15 protein-coding genes are annotated in these 18615 nt (G+C 55.2%); 13 read left to right on the top strand and 2 right to left on the bottom strand.

The genetic code is table 11. The features are described from left to right. Window positions 1-51: 51 nt before the first annotated feature. The 8 genes from GRX64_RS17410 to pdxJ all read left to right on the top strand — a co-directional run bounded on the left by GRX64_RS17410 (window position 52) and on the right by pdxJ (window position 8988). Window positions 52-2778 carry a bifunctional diguanylate cyclase/phosphodiesterase gene (locus GRX64_RS17410; RefSeq protein ID WP_166269067.1) on the top strand — a complete coding sequence of 909 codons (2727 nt, stop codon included), beginning with the start codon at window positions 52-54 and terminating at the stop codon, window positions 2776-2778. 116 nt (window positions 2779-2894) lie between these two features. After that, window positions 2895-4697: a translation elongation factor 4 gene (lepA, locus tag GRX64_RS17405; RefSeq protein ID WP_166269066.1), complete on the top strand. Its 1803-nt coding sequence runs from the start codon at window positions 2895-2897 to the stop codon at window positions 4695-4697. A gap of 9 nt (window positions 4698-4706) precedes the next feature. Next, window positions 4707-5507, top strand: a complete 801-nt coding sequence (gene lepB, locus GRX64_RS17400) for a signal peptidase I (RefSeq protein WP_166269065.1) — start codon at window positions 4707-4709, stop codon at window positions 5505-5507. 13 nt (window positions 5508-5520) lie between these two features. Next, entirely contained in the window at window positions 5521-5910 is a 390-nt protein-coding gene (locus tag GRX64_RS17395; protein ID WP_166269064.1) for a DUF4845 domain-containing protein, read from the top strand. Beyond that, the gene (gene rnc / locus GRX64_RS17390; protein WP_166269063.1) at window positions 5907-6596 is read left to right on the top strand and encodes a ribonuclease III; all 690 of its coding nucleotides are present in this window, start codon (window positions 5907-5909) and stop codon (window positions 6594-6596) included. Before GRX64_RS17395 ends, rnc begins: the two co-directional genes overlap by 4 nt. Further along, entirely contained in the window at window positions 6596-7513 is a 918-nt protein-coding gene (gene era, locus GRX64_RS17385; protein ID WP_166269298.1) for a GTPase Era, read from the top strand. The genes rnc and era overlap by 1 nt, the downstream gene beginning before the upstream one ends. Before the next feature lie 7 nt (window positions 7514-7520). Next, window positions 7521-8249 carry a DNA repair protein RecO gene (gene recO, locus GRX64_RS17380; RefSeq protein WP_166269062.1) on the top strand — a complete coding sequence of 243 codons (729 nt, stop codon included), beginning with the start codon at window positions 7521-7523 and terminating at the stop codon, window positions 8247-8249. Beyond that, window positions 8239-8988, top strand: coding sequence for a pyridoxine 5'-phosphate synthase (gene pdxJ / locus GRX64_RS17375; RefSeq protein ID WP_166269060.1), 750 nt, complete (start codon window positions 8239-8241; stop codon window positions 8986-8988). Before recO ends, pdxJ begins: the two co-directional genes overlap by 11 nt. Before the next feature lie 18 nt (window positions 8989-9006). Here the strand turns inward: pdxJ and GRX64_RS17370 are convergent, their stop codons facing one another. Next, window positions 9007-11889: a response regulator gene (locus tag GRX64_RS17370; protein WP_166269058.1), complete on the bottom strand. Its 2883-nt coding sequence runs from the start codon at window positions 11887-11889 to the stop codon at window positions 9007-9009. Between the two features lie 243 nt (window positions 11890-12132). On the opposite strand from GRX64_RS17370, the gene cysM reads away from it, so the two are divergent. From cysM to GRX64_RS17345, 5 genes are all read left to right on the top strand, one after another. Beyond that, window positions 12133-13026, top strand: coding sequence for a cysteine synthase CysM (cysM, locus tag GRX64_RS17365; protein WP_166269056.1), 894 nt, complete (start codon window positions 12133-12135; stop codon window positions 13024-13026). A gap of 36 nt (window positions 13027-13062) precedes the next feature. Next, a complete protein-coding gene (rlmD, locus tag GRX64_RS17360) occupies window positions 13063-14394 on the top strand; it encodes a 23S rRNA (uracil(1939)-C(5))-methyltransferase RlmD (protein ID WP_166269054.1) in 1332 nt (443 codons plus the stop codon). A gap of 100 nt (window positions 14395-14494) precedes the next feature. Then, a complete protein-coding gene (gene relA, locus GRX64_RS17355) occupies window positions 14495-16732 on the top strand; it encodes a GTP diphosphokinase (protein ID WP_166269053.1) in 2238 nt (745 codons plus the stop codon). A 47-nt stretch (window positions 16733-16779) separates the two neighbouring features. Next, window positions 16780-17637 carry a nucleoside triphosphate pyrophosphohydrolase gene (gene mazG, locus GRX64_RS17350; RefSeq protein WP_166269052.1) on the top strand — a complete coding sequence of 286 codons (858 nt, stop codon included), beginning with the start codon at window positions 16780-16782 and terminating at the stop codon, window positions 17635-17637. A 182-nt stretch (window positions 17638-17819) separates the two neighbouring features. Continuing rightward, window positions 17820-18164 (top strand): pilin assembly protein, encoded by a 345-nt coding sequence (locus GRX64_RS17345; protein WP_166269051.1) that lies wholly within the window; start codon window positions 17820-17822, stop codon window positions 18162-18164. A gap of 197 nt (window positions 18165-18361) precedes the next feature. Here the strand turns inward: GRX64_RS17345 and GRX64_RS17340 are convergent, their stop codons facing one another. Next, a complete protein-coding gene (locus tag GRX64_RS17340) occupies window positions 18362-18598 on the bottom strand; it encodes a hypothetical protein (RefSeq protein WP_166269050.1) in 237 nt (78 codons plus the stop codon). Window positions 18599-18615 lie beyond the last annotated feature (17 nt).

Below are 18615 nucleotides of genomic sequence, written 5' to 3'. Positions count from 1 at the left end.
TATACTCTGTCGGCGTTAAACAGGCTCAGGCCACGGACCGGACCCGCAACGATGATGAATACCAAGGATGTAACACTACGACAACTGCTGAGACTTCAGAATGCCCGCCTGGCCTGGTTGCTTCTGTTTGTCAGTCTTTCAATGACCGCCGCCCTGTGGCTGTTTTCGGTGCAACTGGTTAAAGACCGCACGGAAGCCCGTTTCAAAACCCAGTCCATGCAATTGAAGACCGCTATTGAAGAGCGTCTTCTTAATTACGAACAGGTTCTTGCAGGCAGCGCCGGTTTGTTTGCAGTTGCTGACGGGGTGGATCGAAGCGAGTGGCAGTTGTATGTCACTCGGCTCAATATTGAGCGATATTATCCGGGTATTCAGGGCATCGGATATACCGCCCGGATAACGCAGCAGGACCTGCGCAGTCATACCGACAGTATTCGCCAACAGGGTGTGGCCGATTATCAGGTTCACCCCCCGGGTGTGCGCGATCAATACTTCCCCATTGTTTTTCTTGAACCCGGTACCCCGCAAAATCAGCGGGCTTATGGCTATGATGCCTTTGAAGATGTGGTGCATCGGTCGGCCATGGAATTGGCACGTGATGCCGGCGCACCCACCATGACGAGTAAAGTGGTGTTGGTGCAGGAAGAGGTTGATGACGACCAGGCCGGTTTTCTCATGTACCACCCGGTGTATGCCGGCAATTTTATCCCCGACAGCTTGAATGAGCGGCGCTCACGGCTTCAGGGATTCGTTTTCAGTGCCTTTCGGATGAACAACCTGGTGGACGGCATCGTCGGCCTTATCTCCCCCTTCCTGGACGTGCACATTTACGATGGTGACGTCGTGATGCGGGAAGCCCGAATGTACGGTTCCAATCTCGGATCGCTGGAAGACGATTACACCTTCGCCATGAACCAGAAGGTTCGCCATGGTGAGCAAACCTGGCTGCTGCAAACCCGTTCCACCCCGGCTTTCGATTACCGCGCTTCCGACCCGCGCCCGGCGATCGTGCTGGCAGCTGGCGTGCTCGTGAGTCTGTTGCTGTTCGCGTTCTTCCTGACATTGATTCGAACAAGATTACAGGCCCAAATGAGTGCTGGCCGTTATCGCGCCATTACCGAGGGAGCCAGCAACGTTACGTTGGTTCTGGATCGTCTTGGTGAGCCGCTATACGCGAGTCCATCCTGTGAACATATTCTCGGTTTTGCACCCGAACAGATTAACGAATTTGAGCTGGAGGCAATGGTTCACCACGATGACTGGCCCCAGCTCCTGGCAAGCTTTGAGCAAGCCCTGACATCGCCGGGCCGGGCGTTGCCAGTGATGCGTGCCCGGGTCCGCGATGTTGAGGGTGGCTGGCGTGATATGGAAGGATCCTACACGTCAATGTTGGATGAGCCGGGTGTTGGCGGGGTGGTGCTGAGTTTGCGCGATATGACGGAGCTCAAAACCGCTCAGTCCGAACTGCACCGACTGGCGTTTTACGACCCGCTCACCGGGCTGGCCAATCGCCAGCTGTTTCGTGATCGCCTGGCGCACACGGTCCGGCGCAGTCGTCGCACCGGTGAACCGGCGGCGCTGATGTTCATCGACCTGGATGGGTTTAAGCAAATCAACGACACTCTGGGGCACGATGTCGGCGATATGCTCCTGACCCATGTCGCGCGCTGGCTAACCGGTTGTGTCCGTGAAGAAGACTCGGTGGCAAGGATCGGGGGTGATGAATTTGTGGTTTTGCTGTCGAGTATTACCGGTCCGCAGGCTGCGGCGAAGGTTGCGGAACTGGTTTTGCGCCGACTTTGTCAACGCGTGCGGTTGCAGGAACATGACGTCGGCGTGACCGCAAGCATTGGTGTCACGATGATCCCCCACGACAGCGAAGACCCTGGCGTTCTGATGAAGTACGCGGATCTGGCAATGTATCGGGCCAAAGAGCGAGGCCGAAACAACTGCCAGTTCTTCACCCCGGCCTTGAACATTCAGGCCGCCCGGCGTCTGTTGCAACAGGAAGAACTGGCCAATGCGCTGGATGCAGACCGCTTTGTGTTGCATTACCAACCCAAATTTGACCTGGTGAATGAACGGGTCATCGGTGTGGAGGCGTTCTTGCGTTGGCAGCACCCTGAAAAAGGGTTGATTCCCGCACAACAGTTTATCAATCTTGCCGAGGAGTCCGGACTCATTATCCGGTTGGGGGAAATGGCCCTTCGGCAAGCCTGTATTCAGATTCAGGCACTGGAGCGGGCGGGCTTTGAAGCGCTGCGTGTGGCCGTTAATTTTTCCGTGAAGCAACTGATTGATCCGGGATTTCTGGACATGTTCCGACAGGTCATTACCGAAACCGGCGTGGCGCCGGAGCGGATGGAATTGGAAATGCCCGCAGAGTTGCTGAATTACGATCCGAGAATGTTGTGGGATGTGCTCGGGGCGCTCCACGATATCGGGGTATGCCTGATACTTGACGATTTTGGCACCGGCGCCTGCTCGCTGGCATCGCTTCAGCGTTTACCGCTGGACGCGGTGAAAATTGACCACCGATTCATTCGGGACATTCCCTATAATAACAGTGCCACCGATGTGACTTCCGCCGTCATTGCCCTGGCACAAAAGCTACGCCTCACTGTGATCGCTGAAGGTGTGGAAACGCCTCAACAGTTGAGCTTCCTCAGAGCCGCTGGGTGCGCCCAATGCCAGGGTAATCTGTTCAGTTATCCGTTGAATGAAGACGCACTGATTGGATTTTTGGTCCAGCAGCATGAAAGAGCCCTGACATCGTGATCATGGCAATGGCGGGCTACAACCGGTAAAATCACGCCGTTGAATTACACGCCTGGTTTGCCGTTCACACGGTATGTCCGGAATGCATCGTTGTCTTACGTGAGTACCCATTGTCTGTGACTGAACTGAGCCGTATCCGCAATTTTTCCATCATCGCCCATATTGATCATGGTAAATCCACATTGGCTGACCGCTTCATTCATATGTGCGGTGGCCTGAGTGACCGTGAAATGGCCGAGCAGGTGCTCGATTCCATGGACATTGAGCGTGAGCGGGGCATTACCATCAAAGCCCAGAGTGTGACGCTCAAATACCTGTCCCAGGATGGCCATGAGTACAAGCTCAACTTGATAGATACCCCGGGACACGTCGATTTCTCCTACGAAGTCTCGCGCTCGCTGTACGCCTGCGAAGGTGCCTTGTTGGTGGTGGACGCCGGTCAGGGAGTGGAAGCCCAATCGGTGGCCAATTGTTACACCGCCATTGAGCAGGGGCTCGAAGTTGTGCCAGTGCTGAACAAAATGGACTTGCCGCAAGCCGAGCCGGAGCGTGTCGCGCAGGAAATTGAAGACATTATCGGAATCGAAGCATCCAATGCGGTTCGCTGCAGTGCGAAAAGCGGTATGGGTGTCATTGACGTGCTCGAAGATCTGATTCGCAGGGTGCCTGCCCCCACCGGTGATATCGATGGTCCCCTGCAGGCGCTGATTATCGATTCCTGGTTTGATAACTATTTGGGTGTTGTCTCGCTCGTACGAATCAAGCAGGGCACACTGCGAAAAGGCGACAAGATCCTGATCAAATCGACCGGCCGTGCCTGGAACGCCGACAAGGTCGGCATTTTTACGCCCAAACCGACTGAAACCGGCATCCTGGCGACCGGTGAAGTGGGGTTTGTGGTGGCCGGCATCAAGGATATTCATGGTGCACCGGTTGGCGACACCATCGCCCATCAAAAGACCGCGGACATTACACCCAGCCTTCCCGGCTTCAAAAAGGTCAAACCTCAGGTTTATGCGGGGCTGTTTCCAATCCAGTCCGATGATTACGAAGGCTTTCGCGATGCATTGGATAAGTTGACACTCAATGACGCTTCACTGTTTTTCGAGCCCGAAAACTCTGATGCGCTCGGGTTTGGTTTCCGTTGTGGGTTTCTGGGCATGCTCCATATGGAAATCATTCAGGAACGGCTGGAGCGCGAATACAATATTGATTTGATAACCACCGCGCCAACGGTGAGCTATGAAGTGGTTACCAAACAGGGGCAAACCATGATGGTGGCCAACCCCTCACAACTTCCCGACATCGGATCGGTGGAGGAAATGCGTGAGCCTATTGTGGAAGCGCACATTCTGGTACCGCAGGAACACCTGGGCAACGTCATTGCATTGTGTGAGGAAAAACGCGGCGTCCAACAGAATATGCTATTCCTCTCCAGTCAGGTTCAGCTCACGTACGAGCTGCCGATGGCAGAAGTGGTGATGGATTTCTTTGACCGGATCAAATCCGTGAGCCGGGGTTTTGCTTCGCTGGATTACCATTTCAAGCGGTTTCAGACCGCCAACCTTGTTCGCCTGGACGTTTTGATTAACGGGGAACGAGTTGATGCACTGGCGCTGATCCTTCACCGGGACCAGGCAAATTTCAGGGGTCGGGCGCTGGTGGATAAAATGAAAGAGCTGATACCACGTCAGATGTTTGATATTGCCATCCAGGCCGCCATTGGTAACCAGGTGGTGTCCCGCGTGACCGTCAAGGCACTGCGCAAGAATGTCACCGCGAAGTGTTACGGTGGCGACGTCAGTCGTAAGAAAAAGCTATTGCAGAAACAGAAAGAAGGTAAGAAGCGCATGAAACAGGTGGGTAATGTGGAAGTGCCTCAGGAAGCATTCCTTGCCGTACTGAAAGTCGATAACTAGGGCGTTTTGATGGATATTAATTTCCCGCTGATTCTGGTCGTTTTGACCTTTGCAACCGGCCTGATCTGGCTGGCGGATGTTTTGTTTTTGAGGGCGCGTCGTGAGGCGCGGGTATCGGCAGAGGGTGGCATTGTCCCCGCGGGCCTGGATGAAGACGCAAAGACTCAGAAAGAGCCTTACCTGATTGATCTCAGTCGTTCGTTCTTTCCGGTTCTTGCGATTGTGCTGGTGTTGCGCTCGTTCTTGATCGAGCCCTTCCAGATTCCTTCGGGCTCCATGTTGCCGACACTCGAGGTGGGCGACTTTATTCTGGTCAACAAATTCGCCTACGGATTACGGTTGCCGGTGGCCGGCACCAAGGTCGTGAGTCTGGGGGATCCCGAGCGTGGCGATGTCATGGTCTTCAAGTACCCCAAAGACGGTGAAACCAACTACATTAAACGGGTGGTGGGCCTCCCCGGCGATCACATTCGCTACCGCAATAAAACTTTGTATATCAATGGTGAGCAAGTGCCGACGGAGTTTGTGGCGTCGCTGCCTCCGGTGGAGTTGCAGCGTGAGCAACTGGGCGATGTGGGGCATGAGATCTTTCTCACCATGGGCAGTCGCAATGGTGCCGGCGAAGGCGAATGGATCGTGCCGGAAGGTCATTACTTTGCCATGGGCGATAATCGCGACAACAGCAATGACAGTCGTTTCTGGGGCATGGTGCCTGACGAGATGGTGGTGGGTAAGGCGTTTGCTATCTGGATGCATCTAGAATCATTGCCAAGCCTGCCAAGCTTTGATCGTGTTGGTTATATTGAATAACAGGGGTAATAAAATGAGTAAATCAGGCCGCTTGTCCATGTCGTCACAGCGAGGCGCTTCAACGCTTGGCGTCTTGGTCATCGTTTTGTTTTTTGGCAGTCTGCTGTCATTGGTCATCAAGCTGGGTCCCATCTATCTGGATGACATCACGATTCAGGAAGCATTAGAAGGCCTGGACGGCACCAAGGGATTATCCACCATGACGGTTGGCGATGTTCGCAAACTGATAAACAAGCGTTTACTGGTTAATAACGTGCGCGAGTTTGATCCCAAATCGATTAAGCTGGAAGCCGACGGCGAGCAAATTCGCATCAATGTCGACTACGAAGTCCGGACCGGCATTGTCGGTAATGTCGATGCAGTAGTGCACTTTCAGCATGCCTATGAGATGTCGGGTACGTGAGTTCATCGCCAGACCTTGATCAGCTCCAACGACGTATCGGGTATCAGTTCAATAGCCCCGAACGCCTGCTGTTGGCCTTAACTCACCGTAGTTTTGGCAATGACAACAATGAACGCCTTGAATTTTTGGGCGACTCGATTGTCAATATGGTCATTGCAGAGGCTCTGTACCTGACGTTTGAGAAAGCCAGAGAAGGGCAACTGAGCCGGTTGCGGGCGCGCATGGTAAAAGGTGTGACGCTGGCGGAAATTGGGCGCGAGTTTGAGCTGGGTCAGTACCTGCGCCTGGGCTCGGGAGAGCTGAAAAGTGGTGGTTATCGGCGCGACTCGATTCTTGCCGACGCGGTGGAATCCATTATTGGCGCCATTTACCTGGACAGCAATTTTGACACCTGTCGGTCCCAGGTGCTTCGCTGGTTTGAGCAGCGGCTAAAGAATCTGAACCTTCAGGATACTCAAAAAGACCCCAAAACGCGTCTGCAGGAATATTTGCAATCTCGCCAGTTCCCGCTGCCACAGTATGACGTGATATCTGTCGATGGCGAAGCCCATGCCCAGACGTTCCATGTGTCGTGTGCATTGCCTTCGTTGGATCGAAAGACCAGTGGTATTGGAAGTAGTCGACGCATTGCCGAGCAGCAGGCTGCTCGTAATGCACTAAAAGCGCTGGGCGTGGAGAATGAATGATGAATGATATTACGCGTCCGGAAAACCCGGAAAGTCGGTGTGGATTCGTGGCAATTGTAGGACGCCCCAACGTGGGGAAGTCGACGCTGCTGAATCATATTTTAGGGCAGAAGCTCAGTATTACCTCCCGCAAACCGCAAACGACCCGTCATCAGGTGCTGGGCATCAAAACCGACGGTCCATTGCAGGCAATTTATGTTGATACGCCGGGCATGCATGAGGAGGAACCTCGTGCCATTAACCGGTACATGAATCGAGCGGCGACGTCGGCGTTGGTGGACGTGGATGTGGTGGTATTTGTGGTGGATCAGACCAACTGGACCACCGCGGATGAGATGGTGCTGCAGAAGCTCGAAAAGCTCGCCTGTCCGATCATTCTCGCAATCAATAAAGTGGATAAAATCGACAATCGCGATTCGTTGCTGCCCCACTTGGACATGCTGTCGAAAAAACGTGATTTTGCCGAAGTGATTCCCATGTCCGCACTGAAGGGGGTCAACCTGGCGCCGCTGGAAGAAGCGGTGGGACGGTTTTTGCCACAGAGTGTGCATTTTTATCCCGACGACCAGATCACCGACAAGAGTGAACGCTTCCTGGCCTCGGAAATGGTGCGTGAAAAAATCACCCGCCAACTCGGCGCGGAGCTGCCGTACTCGGTGGCGGTCGAGATTGAGGAATTCCGTCACGAAGGCAAAATTTTGAATGTGTCTGCGCTGATATTGGTTGAGCGGGAAGGCCAGAAGAAAATTGTCATAGGGGATAAAGGCGATCGTCTGCGCAGCATTGGGCAAGACGCCCGTGAGGACATGGAGCGTCTATTCGGTGGCAAGGTGATGCTGCGACTCTGGGTAAAAGTCAAACGCGGCTGGGCTGACAGTGACCGAGCACTGAAAAGCCTGGGCATGAACGACTTCTGAGGTGACCATGACGGGTTCAGCCATGCAGGAACCCGCTTATGTGTTACACCGCCGGCCCTACCGGGAAACCAGCTTGCTGGTTGACGTGTTTGCCCTCAATGCCGGCCGGATAACACTGGTGGCGCGGGGTGGGCATTCGGCCAAAAGCCCGCTGAAGGCTCAGCTGCAGCCGTTTCAGCCCTTGCTGCTTAACTGGCAAGGCCGTGGTGAACTCAAAACCCTGACTCAGACAGATGTTCGACAGGGGCCTGTGCTGCGTCGTACCAACGCCTTGTACAGCGGGCTTTACATTAACGAACTGCTACAACGAGTATTGCCGGTCGGCGACCCTCATCCCGAATTATTCGCAAACTACATTGAAACACTGCGGGCATTATCGGAAGCCCAGGACATTGAGCCGGTACTCAGGCGGTTTGAATGGGCCTTTGCCAAGGCCATGGGGCTGGGCTTTCAGTGGTCTGAATCCACTGATACCGGCCGCCCGGTAGAGCCTGCCGGATTTTATGGTTATGATCCCGAGCAGGGCATCGTTGCCCATCCTTCCGATACGACGAGGCTCAACGGATTGCGGGGTGACGTGCTATTGGCTTTGTCGGAGGGCGATCTGGAATCCCCTGTTTGCCGCCGGCTCGCCAAACGCGTGATGCGCGTGTTGGTTGACCACCTGATGCAAGGGCGCCCCTTGCACAGTCGTAGTCTGTTTAGTCATGGTCGAGGAGAATCCAATGAATCCTAGAGTTTTGCTTGGCGTGAATGTCGACCATGTGGCGACGTTGCGTCAAGCCCGAGGCACGCGCTATCCGGACCCTGTCCAGGCCGCATTGTTGGCGGAAGAAGCCGGCGCGGATGGTATTACCATCCATCCCAGGGAAGATCGCCGGCACATTCAGGAGCGGGATGTGCTGCTCATGCGTGACATGCTTAACACCAAGATGAACCTGGAAATGGCCGTGACCGACGCCATGATTGTCTTTGCTGAGCAGGTAAGGCCGCAGTGTGTGTGTTTGGTGCCGGAAAAGCGGGAAGAGCTGACCACCGAAGGCGGTCTGGATGTGGACGGGCAAGAAGCACGAATCGCAAAAGCCTGTGAACGGCTGGCTCGAATTGGGGCCGAGGTATCGCTGTTCATTGACCCCGACCCCGCCCAAATTGATGCCGCTGTCCGCTGCGGCGCGCCGGTGGTTGAATTGCACACCGGGGAATACGCTGAGGCAAACACACCCGAGGCTGAAGAAAAAGCCTTCAAGGTCCTCCTGGATGCCGTGGCGTACGCTCGCAAACGCGGGCTGATTGTTAATGCGGGTCATGGTCTGCACTATCACAATACCGAGCGGGTGGCAGCAATACCGGGCATCAATGAGCTCAATATAGGCCACAGCATCATCGCACGGGCGGTGTTTACGGGTCTGAAAGAGGCCGTTCGGGATATGCGGTCAGTCATTGACCGGGCGAGAGGTCCGCATTTAAGTCCGTAACAGAATCAACCAGGGCGCCTATTCTGTGGCGCCCTGGTGTTTCTTGGCGCCAGCCCGATCTCGAAACAGCTGTTGCCAGTCGGTTTGTTCGCTCCAGATTTCAAGTCGTTCAATGGCGGCAAGCAGATCGTCTTTGGTTTGTTCCAGTTCGGGGGCCGATCTTTTCAAAGCGGTTTCCATGTTTTCTGCCGCCACTCGAAGTTCGGGCACACCGCAGTAGCGGGTAGCGCCATGGAGCTTGTGGATGCATTCCAGCAAGCTGTTGAAATCTTGTTTCTGCCATAAGGATCGCACGGCCACCAAGTCGGGGTGCAACTGCTCCAGCAGCATACTGAACAACTCTTCAGCCAGGTCGGCCTTTCCCGCCGCGAGTCTCACACTCTCATCAACATTCACGCAAACCTTTTGTTTTTGGCGCGTTGAAGGGCGAACACTTCGGCGAGTGTCCCGCACTTCAGGAACGGAGCGGCCTGCTGCGCCTGTACCCAAGTGATGAAATCCCGTGTAGTCGCGGATGGTATCGAGTAACTGACGGCTGCTGACCGGCTTTGACAGGTAGCCGTCAAAGCCTTGCTGCATCAAGCGTTCCTGCTCGTCGGCGAGCGCGTGGGCAGTCAAGGCAATAATGGGGGTTTTATGTGCTTTATCATCCAGGTTGCGAAGCCTTTCCGTTGTCTCGACACCATCCATGCCCGGCATCTGGAGGTCCATGAACACCAGATCAAAGCCTTGTTGGCGAGCCTTGCTCAGGGCTTCAAACCCGCTGGCCGCGCCCTCGGCGGGGATATTGCAGTCGCGTAAAAGGGTCAGCACCAGTTTCAGGTTGGCTTCATTATCGTCCACCGCCAGGATTCTTGGCAGGGGCGAGTTACGTATTGCGGTCGAACGTTCTTCATGGTGGATCGGCACGACCTGATTGTTAATGCCATGCATCAGCATCAGTAGCTCGTCATAGAGCGGTTCTCGACAAACCGGTTTGGTGATATGACCGGTTGCCAGTCCAGACAACCCGGCATCATGGGTGTCCAGTGTCGGTGTGAGCAGCAGTGTGCGACAGTCCCAGTCAACTTCAAGTGTTCGAAGGAGGTCCCGGTACTGGCTTGAGTTCAACAAGTGTCGGGTAATACCAATAATGGCGACGGCATAGCCGCTCTGGTTTTGCTGAGCGATTTCGACATGCTCCAGAAGATCTGCCGGCGTCGATACACGGTCCACATCCACGCCCCAGTCGCGGAGCATATGTTCCACCGCCAGACCCGAAGTTCTTTGGTACTCAAGGTAAATGGCTCGCTCCCCGTTGAGACCATCGCGAGGGGAGGGCGCCTCTGAGCCTGAGGACAGTTCAGACGTCAGAGTAAACCAGAACGTGGAACCCTTACCCAGCTCACTGTCCAGTCCTATTTTACCCCCCATTTCTTCCACCAGGCGCTTGGATATTACCAGCCCTAACCCAGTGCCTCCGTACTGTCGGGCCGTCGATGCATCCGCCTGACTGAAGGCGTTGAACAGGCTCTGTTGCTGTGCCCGCGATAAGCCCACGCCGGAGTCTGTAATGCTCAGCCGCAAGGTGACACGATGTCCCTCAATGTTTTCTTCTTCCAGGCTGGCCCTGAGCACCACCTCACCGGTCTGGGTAAACTTGATGGCGTTATTGACCAGATTGGTAATGACCTGCTTCACTCTGAGCGGGTCGCCGACAACGTTGTCGGGCACGTCATGGTAGACCAGAGGTACCAGGTCCAGATTTTTACTGTGGGCAGCCGGTGCCAGCATCATCATGACGTCTTCGATAATGTCCCTGAGCTGGAACGGGACTCGGTCAAGAATCAGTTTGCCGGCTTCAATCTTGGAGAAGTCCAGAATATCGTTGATGATGGTTAGCAGGATTTCCGACGATTTCCGAATGGTATTGAGGTGATCCCGCTGTGGCTTCGGCAAGGAGCTTTTCAGTAACAATTCAGTGAAGCCAATGATCCCATTCAGCGGTGTGCGAATTTCATGGGACATATTCGCCAGGAATTCGGATTTGATGCGGCTCGCTTCCAGTGCTTCTTTGCGGGCGAAATCCAGTTCAATGTTCTGTATTTCGATGGTCTCGAGCGTTTCCCGCAAGTCTTCCGTGGCCTGGTCGATGTTCTGTTGCATCTCAGCCTGAGCCTTGCTGAGCTCCTGAGCCATGGCATTGAGGCCGGACTCGAGCTGTTCAAACTCCGGCCCCGCCTTGGTATAAACGCGAGTATCAAGCTTGCCCTCTTTCAGGCGTGCAACCGCCCGGTTCAATTCGAATACCGGGTCGGTGAACGATCGGCTCATTTTTAATGCGATCAGGACATTAATACCAACCCCGGCCAATATCAGCAGCAGGCTGATCAGCAGGGCTTTATAGGTTTCCTTGTCGGTCCGGAGGTGTGACATTTCGACCGCGACCCAGCCAATAGGCGCCGTGGCGCTGGGGGCGGTATTGCGGGATTCGAGCTCCATCATGCTTTCAAGCATCAGGTCTTGCAGATAGACCGGCGCCAGAAACAGACTGCTGTCCTCGCCCGCCTGGCGAATGGTCTCCTGGCGCTCCAGAAACCTGCCCTCCACCTGTTGATTGCGGCTGGGCCCGGAGTGCAGGATGCGTTTGCGGTTAGCGTCGAAGAAGGTCAGTGACCGGACGTCTTTCTCTTCCAGCAAGGCGTTGGAAAGACTGTTGAGAAGACTTCGGTTAGCGGTAAACATGCCGTATTCGGCGCCGGCCGCTAATTGGCGCGACAGCGAGTCACCGCGGTCGCGTAGCAATTGCTCAATATTGCTTACCCAGCTGTAGGTGAAAAACACACCGAGCATCATGGTGGTAAGCAGCGTGGGCACCAGCGTGACCACCAACACTTTTTTGCGAATGCCCCAGCGGCGCATGACATAATTCCTGAGTTCGCCCAGTCAAGCCTGTCGGCCCGTCATCACCGGGTATCGTCCATGTCAGAATAAAAACCAAGCGTTCCGAGCCAGCGCTCAGTTTCGGTTATAGCCCTTGGTCATTTTTATAGCGATAAGCTGTATTGGGAGACCGTGGCCGTTACGCGTATGATGCGAAACCAGAGTGTATCACAGGACGCCCAACCGCGATTCCATGTGTCGATATTCAGGAGCGAGTCATCCATGCATTTTCCCACCATTGAAGACTTTGTCGGCCATACCCCACTGGTAAGGCTGCAGCGGCTTCCAGGCCAAACCAGCAACGTCATCTTAGCGAAACTTGAAGGCAACAACCCGGCCGGTTCGGTCAAAGACCGCCCCGCCATGAGCATGATCCAGGAAGCTGAAAACAGGGGCGATATCAAACCCGGGGATACCTTGATTGAGGCAACCAGTGGCAACACAGGTATAGCACTGGCGATGGCGGCGGCCATCAAAGGCTATCGCATGGTTTTGATCATGCCGGCGCACATGAGCGAAGAGCGTCGAGCGGCCATGCGAGCCTATGGTGCCGAGATCATTACGGTGAGCAAGGATGAGGGTATGGAAGGCGCTCGCGATCTTGCTGACCGAATGCAAGCGGAAGGCCAGGGTATGGTGCTGGATCAGTTTGGCAACCTGGACAATCCACTGGCCCATTATCGCACCACAGGGCCGGAAATCTGGGAGCAAACCAAAGGCCGGGTTACCCATTTCGTCAGCTCAATGGGAACCACCGGCACTATCATGGGGGTTTCCCGTTACCTGAAAGAGCGCAACCCGGACATCCGGATAATTGGCCTGCAACCTAAAGACGGCGCGTCCATTCCCGGCATACGCCGCTGGCCGGCGGCGTACCTGCCCAAAATATTTGATGCGGCCCGGGTCGATGAAGTGCTGGATATCGGTCAGGAGGAAGCCGAAAACACCATGCGAGCACTGGCGACAAAAGAAGGGATTTTCTGTGGCGTCTCGTCCGGTGGTTCCATTGCCGCCGCTCTGCGCCTATCAGAGCAGGTTGAAAACGCGGTGATCGTGGCCATTATCTGTGATCGGGGCGATCGATATTTATCCACCGGTGTCTTCCCAAGTGCCTGACTGGGTCGCCAGCTATCCAATGATTGAGAGTAAAATATGAGTAGACGACGGGTGAAGCGCCTGCCGATCGAGCCGGTTCGATGCACCATTGAAAAACTGAGTCATGATGGCCGCGGTATTGCCTATCGGGATGGAAAAATCCAGTTTGTGGACGGTGCGCTGCCCGGTGAAACCGTGTCTGCCAAAGTCATCGGTTCCCGGAGCAAATTTGATGAGTTGCGGGCCCTGGAGATTCATGACGCGGCACCGGATCGGATAACACCACCGTGTGAATTCGCCGACCTGTGTGGTGGGTGCAGTCTTCAGCATATGAGTGGGGATGCTCAGATTCAGTTCAAAGAGCGGACGTTACAAGAGAATTTTGCGCACTTTGGAGGCATAGCACCGGATCATTGGGAGCCCCCGTTGCGGTCATCCGCCCTGGGTTACCGCCGAAAGGCCCGGTTGGGTGTTCGTTTCGTCCCCAAGCGCAATTCGGTTCTGGTGGGATTTCGTGAGAAGCGCAACACCTTTCTGACCGATATTACCCGTTGTGACGTCATGGACCCTCGCATTGGTGACCGCATCACGGCCCTGCGCGAGCTGCTGTACGGGCTGGCGGCGCACAAAACCATCGCTCAGATAGAAGTGGCGTGTGGCGATGATGATGCCGCTTTGGTGTTCCGCAACATGGAGCCGCTATCCGAGCCGGATCATCAGGCGTTGATCGGTTTCGGTCAGGCTCATAATTTGCATATCTATCTGCAGCCCAAGGGCCCGGACACGGTGCATCGCATTTGGCCGGCAGAAGGCGAAGACTGGTTGCATTACCGTCTTGATGCTTTTGACCTGGCCATGAAATTTCATCCGATGGATTTCACCCAGGTCAACGCCAGCATCAATCAGACCATGGTAGCGCGCGCCGTCGACTGGCTCGATTTGCAGCCTGAGGACCGGGTGCTTGACCTATTTTGCGGTTTAGGTAATTTTACCTTGCCAATAGCCCGTGGGGCGGGTCAGGTTGTGGGGGTTGAAGGCGATGAATCCATGGTCGTGCGCGGGCGTGAAAATTCAAAACTCAATGGGTTGTCGAATGTCCGATTTTTTGGCGCTAACCTGCAAAGCGATTTTACCGCCGAAACATGGGCAGCCGAAGGTTTCGACAAAATCCTGATTGACCCGCCGCGATCCGGTGCCCAGGAGGTGTGCGAGTATCTTGCAGCCTTTGGGGCAAAGCGTATCGTTTATGTCTCGTGTAATCCGGCGACGCTCGCCCGTGATGCCGGGGTCATGGTGAAGAACGGTTATCGGCTGGTGCGGGCCGGTGTCATGGATATGTTCCCTCATACCACCCATGTTGAGTCGATCGCACTGTTCGAACGGGCATAGGGTCAAGATGGAGCCGAGTCGAAAGCACGTCGGAGCAACCAAAAGAATCAGACACGCACCGGTAACCCGGGTGTAACAGGTTCGGATAAACGGAAGTGGCATGGTAAAAGTTCGCGAAGATTACGCAGTGACGCCAGATGGCCGGGTTGATATAGAAAGCTGGGTTCGGCAGATTCAAGCGCAAACAAATCTTGAGGATGTTGACCAATTCCGGCGTGCGTGTGAGAAAAGCGCGGCGATCGATCTCGAAGCCTTTCGGGAAGACCGACTCTGGGCACCGGGTGCCAGCAGTTTTCGAACCGGCATTGAAATGGCTCAGGTTCTGGTCGAGTTACACCTGGATCAAGCCAGCCTGGTTGCGGCCATCCTCTACCGTGCAGTGCGCGAAGAACGCATGCCGCTGGCGGATGTGCGCGCCGAATTCGGCGATGAGATCGCCAATCTGATCGACGGTGTGCAGCAGATGGCGGCCATCTCGTCGATTCACCATCCCCTGAAGGGCTCGGTGTTGGGGCAGAGCCAGGGCCAGTTGGATAACGTCCGAAAAATGCTGGTCACCATGATCGACGATGTTCGGGTCGCGTTGATCAAACTCGCGGAGCGCACCTGCGCGATCAGAGCGGTAAAGGATGTCACTTCGGACAAGCGCATGCGCGTTGCCCGCGAAGTGTTTGATATTTATGCCCCGCTTGCCCAGCGTCTGGGTATTGGCCACATTAAGTGGGAACTGGAAGACCTGTCATTTCGCTACCTGCATGAGACTGCGTATAAAAAGATAGCGAAGTTGCTTGATGAAAAGCGGCTCGACCGAGAGAGCTACATTCGCCGGGTGCTGGATACTCTGGGCACGGAGCTCAAGAGCGCGGGCATCGACGGTGACCTTGCCGGTCGGGCGAAGCACATCTACAGCATCTGGCGAAAAATGCGTCGCAAGGGTATCGACTTTTCCCAGGTCTACGATGTCCGCGCCGTGCGCATTCTGGTGCCGGAAGTACGAGACTGCTACGCCGCACTGGGCATTGTTCATGGTTTGTGGCGGCATATTCCCAACGAGTTTGATGACTACATCGCCAGCCCCAAGGAAAACGGTTACCAGTCGCTGCACACCGCCGTCATCGGGCCGGAAGGCAAGGTCATGGAAGTTCAGATCCGTACTCGTAAAATGCACGAGGAAGCGGAGCTGGGCGTCTGCGCGCACTGGCTCTATAAAGGTACGGATAAAGGCAACCGGTCGACCGGTTACGATGCCAAGATTAACTGGCTGCGCCAGGTTCTGGATTGGCAGGAGGACCTTGGTGACCTGAATGATCTTGAGGACCCGCTCAAGGGTGAAATTACCTCAGACCGGGTTTATGTGTTTACACCGGAAGGCCACGTCGTCGATTTACCCCAGGGCGCCACGCCGGTCGATTTTGCGTACCGGGTTCACACGGAGGTCGGACACGCTTGTCGTGGGGCCCGGCTCAATGGCCGTATTGTGCCGCTGACGCACGCACTCAAGACCGGCGATCAGGTGTTTATCCTGACCTCCAACAACCCTGCGCCCAGTCGTGACTGGCTTAACCCCAGCCTTGGCTACATACAGACGTCCCGAGCCCGAGCGAAGGTGACGCACTGGTTCAAAGAGCAGGATCGGGACCGTAATGTGTCTGACGGCCGCGCCATTCTGGACGACGAGTTTAAGCGTCTGTCGATTCACGACGTGAACCTGAACGAACTGGCGGTTAAGGTCAATTGCCGCAACGCCGAAGACATGTACGCCGCCGTCGGCGCGGGTGACCTTCGTCCAACCCATGTGGCCAACCTGGCCCAGCAGATGCTGGAACCCAAAACCCGACAACTGGACCTGAAACTAACCGGTAACCGGAACAAACACTACGACACCGATTCCGATATCCAGATTCAGGGCGTTGGCAAACTCAAGACCCAAGTCGCCAAATGCTGCAAACCCTTGCCCGGAGACGCTATTGGCGGGTACATCACCGTCGGCCGGGGGGTCACGGTCCACCGACAGGACTGCCTGACTTTCCTCCATCTGAGGGAGTTTGAACCGAACCGCATTATTGAAGTGAATTGGGGCGGTACCCCCGAAGCGGTGTATCCGGTCGATATTGAAATCGAAGCCTACGACCGCTCTGGACTGCTGCGGGATATTACACAAGTGCTGTCTTCGTCAAAGAGCAATGTATTGGCGCTGCACACCCTCTCAAATTCAGATGACAATACCGCGACGATGGTTGTCACTGTTGAGATCTCCAGTCTGGAGCAATTGGCCCGCCTGCTGGCCCAGATTCGAAATCTGCCAAACATACTGGAAGTCCGGCGCAAGCGGGTGTAGCCAGACCGCCGGGCCAAGCCAAGCTCTGCTGCTTTTAAGGATTGCTCATGCCTTACACCATCGAAGACCTGACGTATCTTATGGCTCGATTGCGGGACCCTGAGATCGGTTGTCCCTGGGATACCAAGCAAACGTTTCGGTCGATCGTGCCTCATACGCTGGAAGAAGCCCAGGAGGTTGCCGACGCCATTGAGCGATCCGATTTTCCGCATTTGAAGGACGAATTGGGCGACCTGCTGTTCCAGGTGATTTTTTACGGTCAGATGGGCCGGGAACAGGGTCATTTTGATTTTGAGGGCGTGGTGGATCATTTGGTGCGCAAACTGATTCGGCGCCACCCCCACGTGTTTCCGGACGGCACGCTGAACAGCCAGGTTGAGCCCGGGAAGCGTCCTTCTGACGCGGACATCAAGGCTAACTGGGAACGCATCAAGGCAGAAGAACGTGCCAGTGCTCCGAAGGCGACAGGCACTGGGGCGCCAGCAAGTCATTTGGACGGGATTGCGCCGACCTTGCCAGCCATGGCACGAGCGGAAAAGCTGCAACGCCGGGCGTCCCACCATGGCTTCGACTGGCCAACGATTGAGCCCGTGTTTGACAAGCTGCACGAGGAACTTGACGAGCTCAAAGAGGCTTGGCAAAACGCCCAATCGGATCCCACAGGGCAGGATGCAGTGGAAGATGAGCTTGGTGACCTGCTGTTTGTGTGTGTCAACCTGGCGAGGTTTATGAAAGTTAATCCGGATCAGGCCTTGCGGCGCACCAATCACAAGTTTGAGGCCAGATTTCGCGCCGTTGAGCAGCGTCTGGCGGGTGAGGGGCGTGATATGGATGATGAAACTCTGGAAGCGCTGGATCAGATCTGGAAATCCGTTAAGGGCGTGGAAAAGCTGAGCTGGGAGTAAATGAGGGCTACAGAAGCTCGGGCGGTAGGTACAATCCGTAACCATTTTTCCGGATTTCGGGAGTAGGCTTCGTCTACACTTCGGGTAACAATAGTGGACCAAGAGTGATTGACTGCGGTCACGAGCCGCGAACAAGCGCTGGCCGGATACCCTCCGGTGTTACAGAGCAGGAGCAGCACGACATGAAGATTAAAGATCTGGTGAAGTATTGGGATAAGCATGCCCGGGGTCGACTGACCCGCGATGCGTATTTTATGGCGCTGTCTGACCAGCACCACAAGCGGCTGGAAAAATTGGCGGCGTTGTACCCGATGAAGTCATCTCAGGATTTAATCCGGGATTTGGTCTCAGCAGCGCTCGATGAGCTTGAAACCAGTTTCCCCTATGAGCAGGGCTCCAATGTGGTCGCATTCGACGAAGACGGCTTCGAAATTTATGAAGATCAGGGCCTGACGCCTCGTTTCGTGAGTCTCAGTCAGAAGCACATCCAAAGGCTTAAGACGCGACAGCTCGAATCGGTCGCTTGATCGCAAAGGGCTTCGCTGAACCAAGGTTGGTTGTGGTGAGGTAACCGTTGGGCCTGCTGCCAGACCAGTGTGCCCGATTCTTGTCTGTGTGGCCTGGTGCGGGAAAGACAGTGTGTGGTCCCCGTATATTTTGTTATGCACTCCTCAATACAAAAAGGGCGGCCCGTGGGTCGCCCTTTTTGTGTTCCCGCTGTCCGTTACTTGTTCTCTTTATTCTTCAGCTTGTCTTTGAGTGGGCTTTGACGAACCAAGTCGTCCAGGGCAGCGGCAATCATGTCATTGAGAATGTCACTTTCGCTGCGGTCCGGATAAAGCTCGGCCAGGGCTGCAATCCGGGCAGCATCTTCCAGTGGCAGACGCAGATTGTAATCGTGGGTTCGTTCTACCGTCTCTTTCTTGGCTTCCCAGTGTTTGGGCAGATCAGTAACTTTCATGCATGCTCCTGTAAAGA

This window comes from Marinobacter caseinilyticus (assembly GCF_011074955.1).
In the GTDB taxonomy this organism is placed as follows: Bacteria; Pseudomonadota; Gammaproteobacteria; order Pseudomonadales; family Oleiphilaceae; genus Marinobacter; species Marinobacter caseinilyticus.
The sequence above is the reverse complement of the archived record's forward strand: the minus strand, read 5'-3'. Positions and strand labels throughout refer to the sequence as shown.

Bases quoted from the DNA above. Each gene is read 5' to 3' on its own strand.
- GRX64_RS17410 (WP_166269067.1), top strand. From the start codon at position 52: ATGATGAATACCAAGGATGTAACACTACGACAACTGCTGAGACTTCAG.
- lepB (WP_166269065.1), top strand. From the start codon at position 4,707: ATGGATATTAATTTCCCGCTGATTCTGGTCGTTTTGACCTTTGCAACC.
- GRX64_RS17395 (WP_166269064.1), top strand. From the start codon at position 5,521: ATGAGTAAATCAGGCCGCTTGTCCATGTCGTCACAGCGAGGCGCTTCA.
- era (WP_166269298.1), top strand. From the start codon at position 6,596: ATGAATGATATTACGCGTCCGGAAAACCCGGAAAGTCGGTGTGGATTC.
- recO (WP_166269062.1), top strand. From the start codon at position 7,521: ATGACGGGTTCAGCCATGCAGGAACCCGCTTATGTGTTACACCGCCGG.
- pdxJ (WP_166269060.1), top strand. From the start codon at position 8,239: ATGAATCCTAGAGTTTTGCTTGGCGTGAATGTCGACCATGTGGCGACG.
- GRX64_RS17370 (WP_166269058.1), bottom strand. From the start codon at position 11,889: ATGCGCCGCTGGGGCATTCGCAAAAAAGTGTTGGTGGTCACGCTGGTG.
- cysM (WP_166269056.1), top strand. From the start codon at position 12,133: ATGCATTTTCCCACCATTGAAGACTTTGTCGGCCATACCCCACTGGTA.
- rlmD (WP_166269054.1), top strand. From the start codon at position 13,063: ATGAGTAGACGACGGGTGAAGCGCCTGCCGATCGAGCCGGTTCGATGC.
- relA (WP_166269053.1), top strand. From the start codon at position 14,495: ATGGTAAAAGTTCGCGAAGATTACGCAGTGACGCCAGATGGCCGGGTT.
- mazG (WP_166269052.1), top strand. From the start codon at position 16,780: ATGCCTTACACCATCGAAGACCTGACGTATCTTATGGCTCGATTGCGG.
- GRX64_RS17345 (WP_166269051.1), top strand. From the start codon at position 17,820: ATGAAGATTAAAGATCTGGTGAAGTATTGGGATAAGCATGCCCGGGGT.
- GRX64_RS17340 (WP_166269050.1), bottom strand. From the start codon at position 18,598: ATGAAAGTTACTGATCTGCCCAAACACTGGGAAGCCAAGAAAGAGACG.